Annotated in this window: 6 protein-coding genes; all 6 read right to left on the bottom strand. The window is 59.2% G+C overall.

What is annotated here, in order from left to right:
• Positions 1–144: 144 nt before the first annotated feature.
• Positions 145–1401, bottom strand: coding sequence for an MBL fold metallo-hydrolase (locus tag ACWI8T_RS07045; RefSeq protein WP_449138434.1), 1257 nt, complete (start codon positions 1399–1401; stop codon positions 145–147).
• A gap of 3 nt (positions 1402–1404) precedes the next feature.
• A complete protein-coding gene (locus ACWI8T_RS07040) occupies positions 1405–2877 on the bottom strand; it encodes an MFS transporter (RefSeq protein ID WP_449138433.1) in 1473 nt (490 codons plus the stop codon).
• A 148-nt stretch (positions 2878–3025) separates the two neighbouring features.
• Positions 3026–3904, bottom strand: coding sequence for a MaoC/PaaZ C-terminal domain-containing protein (locus ACWI8T_RS07035; protein WP_449138432.1), 879 nt, complete (start codon positions 3902–3904; stop codon positions 3026–3028).
• A 46-nt stretch (positions 3905–3950) separates the two neighbouring features.
• A complete protein-coding gene (locus ACWI8T_RS07030) occupies positions 3951–5534 on the bottom strand; it encodes an AMP-binding protein (protein WP_449138431.1) in 1584 nt (527 codons plus the stop codon).
• A 113-nt stretch (positions 5535–5647) separates the two neighbouring features.
• Complete coding sequence (gene caiB / locus ACWI8T_RS07025; RefSeq protein WP_288169851.1) at positions 5648–6868, bottom strand: L-carnitine CoA-transferase; 1221 nt, start codon at positions 6866–6868, stop codon at positions 5648–5650.
• Between the two features lie 147 nt (positions 6869–7015).
• Positions 7016–7656, bottom strand: a 641-nt coding sequence (locus ACWI8T_RS07020) for an acyl-CoA dehydrogenase family protein (RefSeq protein WP_449138430.1), incomplete at its 5' end; no start/stop codon positions are given.

The following is a 7656-nucleotide window of genomic DNA, read 5'->3' as shown; positions in this document are numbered from 1 at the left end:
TTCGAAACCCGAAAACCTACCGGACGCCTCCCCGCTGCGAAATGCCCGCCACGCGTGGGACGCTCGCCACCCGCCAACGACCGCCACCTGTTAAATGCTCGTAGCGTTTAACAGGTTCCCGCAGACACCAACCCCAAGCCCGCACTAACACGCATAGAATCGCCAGGTGCCGTCGACTTCCTCACGGCGGAGCTTGCCTTGGTTTTCCAGGTAGCGCACGCCAACGAACGCTTCGAGCATAGAGTAGTATCGCGAAATCGAAGGCGCCGCACGCCAGGCGGCCTCATCTTTCTGCGTGAGCGAACGCCGTGCCAACTCTTCTCCACCAATGCCGGGGCACTCGCGTGCGGTCGCAATCATGCGGTCGCAATGGCGCAGCTTGCGCGACACGATATCGGCCGCGCGCGAACGCAGCGTTTGTCCGCCGAATCCCTCGCCATGTCCGGGAAGCGTCCAGTGCACGTGTTGGAGCCATTCTCCATCAACGCCATGCGGCTGCGAGTCGTCGTGCTCATGCACACCGGCACCGACAGCCCCATCGGCCACCTGCACGCGCGCATCGACCCTACCAAGCTGCAGCTCATCGGGCTCCTGCACGCGCGCGCCACGCGGGCCATGCAGCTGCCGCCCGCCCGAACCGAAGAAGCGCTTCTCGCCGAAGCGCTCCGACTGCATGCCGCTCGCGCCGAACACGCGCTTGCCGTCGGAACGCCACAGGGCAAGCCGCTGCGGACCATCGCCGCTCATGCCAAGCCCCTCCATATACAGCGCAAGCGCATCTTCGCCATCGAACGGCGCATCGACGCTCGGCGTGGTGCCGAAAATCACCTCGTCGCCCGTAAACGAAGGCGCGCCGTCACGCCCCACCAAGCACACCAAATCGAGCGTATGCCCCGGTACCTCAACGACGTCGAACACGAAGCGCCCCACATGCACCTCGTCGCCCTCGCGCACGAAACGGTAGTCGAACGCGCCCGCCGGCAGAAACGTGGGCTCGTAATCGTTGCGCGAATATTCCTCGGCATCGGCCAGCGTCGCACCCATCTTCAGCATGCGCCGCACGAACAGCTCGCGCACGGCCTCGGCACGAATAGGGCTGCGCTCCTCGAAGCCCACCTCAGATACATACACGCACGTGCCCTCGGGAAACAGCACCCGCGCCGCCTCGGCATGATCGAAGTGCGTGTGCGTCAAAAACACCTTGCACTCCCCCAGCGCCACGCCAAGCTCGAAGAGCGCATTGCGCACACGGCGCATACCCACTTCATTGGCCGCACCCGGGTCAACCACCAAGCAATCGCCGCCGTCGCGCACAATGTAGCAATTCGACTCGCCCGAGCCTAAATTAACGAAAGGAACCCGAACGCAATACACGTCCGGGTTCGAAAAAACTTTGTCCATGAATTAACGTGCCTTGTAAACCGAATCGATTCCCTCGAGCGCGCTCGTCTCGGCGAGCGACTTGCCCTTGGTCTCGGGGGCAATGAACCACGACATAACCAGGCAAATACCCACAAGCACCGCCGCCACGAGCATCGTGGGGCCAACACCAAACGCAGCCAAGAACAGCGGCGTGCCGTACGTCGACACAATGGTGCCAATGCGCGAGAAGCCAATGGCGATACCCACAGCCGAAGCGCGAACCTCGGTCGGGAACAGCTCGTTGGGATAGAGCCACTGCAGAATGCCCGGGCCGCCGCTGAAGAATGCGTACATGCCGAACGCAAGAACCACAACGAAAATCGGTGCCGCGGGCCACACGCCAAGAATGGTAAGGCCCGCACCCATGAACACCAAGCTAATGAGCAACAGCTTGCGACGGCCCATGGAATTCAGCCAGAACATCGCGGGAATAGAACCAATCAGGAAGAACAAGCTCACGACGCTCTCGCCCAAAATCGATTCCTGGCCCTCGCCCAAGCCGAACGCGGTCATAATGTCGGGGCCGAACGTGTAAATGGCGTACATCGGCACCACCTGGCACAGAATGAACACGCCCATGAACACCATGCGTTTCATGTAGCCGGAATGCAGCAACATGCGCAGCGAGGTCTTCGGCTGCTCTTCCTCATCCTCGAGCTCGACGTCTTCGCCGAACACGCGGTGCACGATTTCGTCAGCCTCTTCCTTGCGACCCTTCTTCGCGAGCCACATGGGAGATTCGGGAATATCGTGACGGCCAACCAACAGAATAATGCAGGGAACAACCGCCGAACCGAGCATCCACTTCCAGCCATCGGGCACGGTATAGAGGAAGTAGCCCACAAACGCGGCCACTGTAGCGCCCAAATACCACGCCGCCGACACCGCGCCCATCGAAATGCTGCGGTATTTCTTCGGCGTGAACTCGGCGATAAGCGAAGTCGCAATGGGATAGTCGGCGCCTACGAACACGCCGATGAAGAAGCGCGCCGCGACAAGCTCCCACGGATTGCTGCAAAAAACGCTCAGAATCGAGAAGAGGGCAATGGCAACCAGGTCGATTATGAACATTTTCTTACGGCCGATGGCATCGGTCAGATAGCCGCCGGCAATGGTGCCCACCAGAATGCCCAGCATAACCGACGCGCCAATAGCGGCCGATTCGGACGCGGTGAGGTTGAACATGGGGGTAATTTGCGTAAGCGCCACGCCGATAAGCGAAAGCACGTAGCCATCCAAGAATGAACCGCCACTCGAGAAAATCGCGATCTTGCGCAAAAACGGCGTCATCGCAACGTCGTCGATGGTCTTTTTCGCCTTGCGCTTCACATATCGGGCGACGCGCTCGGGCGACCATTTGCCATGTTCTTCAACGTACGCGCGCTGCGTGCGCACGTCGGGGCTCGCCTGATGCAAAATCTCTTCGCGAGCCATATCGCTGCTTTCGCAGGCCATATCGCTGTCATTCTTAGGCGGACTCACAACTTGAGTCTTTTTCTTAATGCTACTCATCGCTCCTCCTTTGAAACGTAATCGTCTATAAGAGGGCCCGCCGAATCGCTCCGGCGAGCCCCACACTCACAAGAAATGCTGTGCGCGAATGCTATGCGCGCTCGGAATCCCACTCAACAATACCATTGTTGAGGAACGGCTTCGATTCGGGAGCGTCGGCGTTGACCATTCGGAACCTTGCCTCGCCCTCGGCCGTCTTCCACACCACGGTGCGCAGGCGAACGCCAGGCAGAACGGGGGAAGTGAAGCGGCACTTGAAGCGCGTCATGGCCTCGGGATGGCCCGGGAACAGCAGGGAAATCACGTGACGCATCGCCACGCCCGCGCTGCTCACGCCGTGGGCGATCGGGCGCTCAAGGCCAGTCTGCTCGGTGTAGGACCAGTCGATGTGCTGCTGATGCCAGTCGCCCATCATGCGGTACACGAGCGGCCAGTTGTAGCCGTAGGTTTCCTCGTAAGCGAAGTCGGCTTCGCGATCGGGGTAATCGACAGCGTCCTTCGGAGGAAGCTCGCCGCCCCAACCACCGTCATAGATGCAGCAGTCGTAGGTATCAACCGTGCACAGGTGCGTGCCGTCGGCGGAATACGACTTGCCCACCTGCTTCGAGAGCGAGCCGCGACCCTCGCCGCGGTCCCAAATGGCCTCTTGGGTCACATAGGTCTCAATGTGGTCAGACATCTTGAACGGCGCATGGAAATGCACGTCGATGCCGTAATGCAGCGAACCGGAATAGTCGAAGCCGTAGTCGAGCGTCGTCGTCATTTCCTCGTTCACGGTCAGCGGCACGGCGAAGATCGGGAGAACCTTCAGGTCGGGGTTTTTCGCGTCGTGCTCGTTGACGTATTCCAAGTCAACGCGACCGTCCCAGCCAGCACCGCATCCGAGCGCGCAAATCTCCAAATCTTTGAAGGTGTAGTCACGCACGAAGGGCCCGAAGGTCTTACCTACGATCTCAGTTGAAATAGCCAATGTCCTCCCCTTTCAGCAAACAACTGATTTATATGAAGAAACCCGTTTAATGCAAAAGCTTCTTCGCACACTTCCCCACGCTCGTGTGGGGAAGTGCATCCACCACCTCTACGATGGTTGGAACTTTGAAATGCGCCAAGTTGTGGCGACAGTGCTCAAGCACGGCCTCAACATCGGGCTCGACGTTGGGCTCGAACACGAGGAACGCTTTCACCGCCTGGTCGCGAACCGGGTCATCGACGCCAATAACCGCCACCTCGGCAAGGCCAGGGAATGTATTGAGAACCTCTTCAACCTCAGAAGCAGAAATGTTTTCGCCAGCGCGCTTGATCATGTTGGACTTGCGATCGACGAAATACATCCAGCCGCCCTCGTCGAAATAGCCCTTATCGCCCGAGCGCATCCAACCTTTGCAGTCAACGCAAGCATTCGTGGCGCTCTCGTCGTTGTAGTAACCCTTCATAAGGGAAACGCCCACCTCGCCGTGGAAGACGATGTCGCCCACCTCGCCGGCGGGAAGCGTATTGCCCTCGGAATCGACCACGCGCACGTCATAGCCCAGACCACTGCGGCCCACGCTCGGCCAGCGGCGCTCGCCATACGGCAGGTCAGTCGTAACCCAGCACACCGACTCGGTAAGGCCGTAACAGTTCTGCAGGCGCACGCCAAAGCGGTTCTCGAATTCGTCTTTCTCAGGCTCCTCGATGGCCAGGTAATACTGCACCGACTTCACGTTGTGGTCGCGCTCGCCTTCCACCACGGGCTGCATCATAAGGGTGCGCACCATCATGGCGACGAGCTGCAGAGCGGTGGCGCCGAATTCGCGCACCTGCGACCAATAGCGACGCGCGCTGTATTTCTCGACGAAAACGAGCGTCGCGCCACAGGTAAGCACGGGCATAAGCGCCGCGGTTTGGAAATTGGAATGGAACGCCGGCATGGTCGTGAGCAGTCGGTCGTCGGGCGAAAGGTTGCACTGCCAATCGCCGTAGTAGCCGCCATAGAGCATATTGGCGTGGGTTAATTCAACACCCTTCGGGTCGCTCGTGGTACCCGAGGTGAAAATAATCATGGCCGTATCGAGCGGGTCAATGTCGGTCGAAACCGAAAGCTCGCTTGTCTGCTCAGCGACTTCCGCGTCGAAGTCGCGCGCCGCATCGAAGAGTTCTTCGTCACCCGCGTGCGCAATGAACAACGTAGGCACAGGGTACGGTTCTCCGCCAAGTGGTCCGGCAATGCAGCTTTCCACGCCTTCGCAGTAGTAGCACTGGCAATCGGGCTCGGCGATAACCACCGAAACGTCGCATTTCTCGAACACATACACGCACTCGGCAAGCGTATGCTGCATGTTGATGGGCACCGCCACCGCGCCGAGCTTGGCGCACGCCATGCAGCACGCAATGTGCTCGGGGCTGTTGTAGAGCTGCACGCCCACATTCTGGCCAGCGGTCACGCCGACCGAGCAAAGAAGATTCGCAACGCGATTGATGTATGCATTGAAGTCAGCATAGGTAAAATCGCGCTGCGAGCCATCTTTGCCATGAAACTCAAGGAAGGTATGCGACCCCCTGTTAGTGGCGAGCCATTCCCACATGTCAGCCAAATTCTGGTTTCCCACAATAGTTGCCATGCGCTAAAACCTTTCCCCCAAATTCCTGGTAAAAATCCCCAGTTTTAAATGTGGCCCGCACGAATGCGGGCCACATCAGCAATTACGCCGCGATGAAAATCGCGAAATCCCGCTTAGTTCTCGCCGATCTTGACGACGTTCTTCTCAGCGAGCTCCTGCACCTGCTCGGCGGTGTAGCCAAGCTTGGTGAGGGTATCCATGGTGTCGCCACCCTGGGCAGGCATCGGGCGCCAAATCTGGCCCGGAGTCTGCTCGAAGCGAGGCATGGGAGAGAGGCCCTTGAAGGTGTCGCCGTCTTTGGTCTCCCACTCGACGAAGTTGCCACGGGCAGCCATGTGCTTGTCGGCAACCATGTCTTCGAACTCGTAAACGCTCTGAGCAGCGATGGCATGCTCGGCCAAAATATCCTCAAGTTCGAGCTTCGTGCGCTCAAGCAGCCAAGCCTCAAGGCGCTTCTCGAACTCTTCAGCGATGGGCATGGACAGCCACAGGGAAGCGGTGTCCTCAGGCAGCTCAGGGGTGCCCCAGTGCTCGCCCAGGCCGAGCTCTTCGATGATCCACTTGTTCTGGCGAATGCCGAACAGGTTCAAAGCGATGAAGCCGTCCTTGCACTTGTAAACGCCAATACCGCAGAGGTTCTGGTTGCGGGCGCCAGCGCGAGGCCATTTGATGCCGTCGTTGAGGAAGTCGACCAGGTAGTACTGGCTCATATACATGATGCCCTCATACATTGCCCAGTCGATGCTTTCGCCCTGACCAGTGCGATCAGCCTTGCGCAGGGCAGCCAGCGAAGCTGCAATGAGCAGGTAAGAGTTGATGTAATCACCGGAGTACGGCATGGTGATCATCGGCTGCTCAGGGGTGCCGTTCTGGCAGGTGAAGCCGGCGTAGGGGCCAACAGTGCCGTCGTAGGCAGGACGCTTGACGCGGTCGGGGTCGCCGAATTTACCATAGCCGGAGCAGTGGACGATAATGAGCTTGGGGTTAACGGCCCACATATCCTCATCGGTGAAGCCCTTGCGCTCCCACGTGCCGCCCTTGGAGGACTCGAAGAAGATGTCGGTGTCCTTGAGCATCTTCAACAGAACTTCTTTGCCCTCGGGGGTGAACTGGTTCAGAGCGACGGAGCGGCAGTTACGACGCTCGGCCTGAGCAGCGTTCTTAGCATCGCGAACGGTGTCGCCATAGCCCGTGTTCTCGAGCCACGTAACATCGGCACCCCAGTCAGCCATGATGTTGCAAGCGCGAGGAATAGCTTCCTCCATTGCAGCGAAGACGATTTTGACGTCGTCGAGAACACCAAAGCTCGGTTTTTCGGTAGGAATGGCAGCCATATTGCTGGTCCTTTCTCGTTTCTCAGGGTGCGACGCGCCCTCACACGGCGCACCCATTGAGATTTCCCCAAATGCGAGGCGACTTGCGCCTCACGTTATTCGTAAACGCTGCACGGCCCCGCCCACGACGGGGCCATACGATGCGAATTACTGGCGATACGCCTTGATGGCGTTCTTGGAAGCGGTGAGAATCATCATCTCGTCGGTGCCGCCGGAGACGCGGTCGACACGCAGGTCGCGCCAGATGCGGTTGATGCGGTGCTCGGAAGCAACTGCGATGCCGCCCATGACCTGCATAGCGTCGTCAACGACCTCGAAGGAAGCGTTGGCGCAGAAGTACTTGCACATTGCAGCCTGGCCAGCGTCGACGTCGCCGCCGAGGTTGGTGTCGGCGTTCCAAGCAGCTTCGTAAAGCATGTTGCGCATGGAGTCGAGCTTGATGGCCATGTGGCAGAACTTCAGGGAGTTCAGCTGGAAGCGAGCGACCGGCTTGCCGAAGGCAACGCGAGCCCAAGCATGCTTGGCAGCATCTTCGAAAGCAGAGATAGCCGTGCCGTAGTCGCATGCAGCAACGAGCCAGCGCTCGAAGTTGAAGTCAGCGACGCCGCGGTTGAAGCCGTTGCCCTCTTTGCCGAAGAAGTCCTTCTCTTCCATTTCGACATTGTCGAGGTAGACCTCGCAGCAGGAGTCCATACGCAGGCCCAGCTTGGTGAGCGGGGACAGCGAGATGCCCGGCTTGGACATGTCGACGAAGAACTCGGAGATGACATCCGGGTTGTCAGCGTCGC

This window comes from Slackia sp., assembly GCF_977041755.1.
The sequence above is the reverse complement of the archived record's forward strand: the minus strand, read 5'-3'. Positions and strand labels throughout refer to the sequence as shown.

Coding starts and splice junctions, on each gene's coding strand:
- caiB (WP_288169851.1), bottom strand. CDS start 6,868: ATGGCTGCCATTCCTACCGAAAAACCGAGCTTTGGTGTTCTCGACGAC.
- ACWI8T_RS07040 (WP_449138433.1), bottom strand. CDS start 2,877: ATGGCCTGCGAAAGCAGCGATATGGCTCGCGAAGAGATTTTGCATCAG.
- ACWI8T_RS07030 (WP_449138431.1), bottom strand. CDS start 5,534: ATGGCAACTATTGTGGGAAACCAGAATTTGGCTGACATGTGGGAATGG.
- ACWI8T_RS07045 (WP_449138434.1), bottom strand. CDS start 1,401: ATGGACAAAGTTTTTTCGAACCCGGACGTGTATTGCGTTCGGGTTCCT.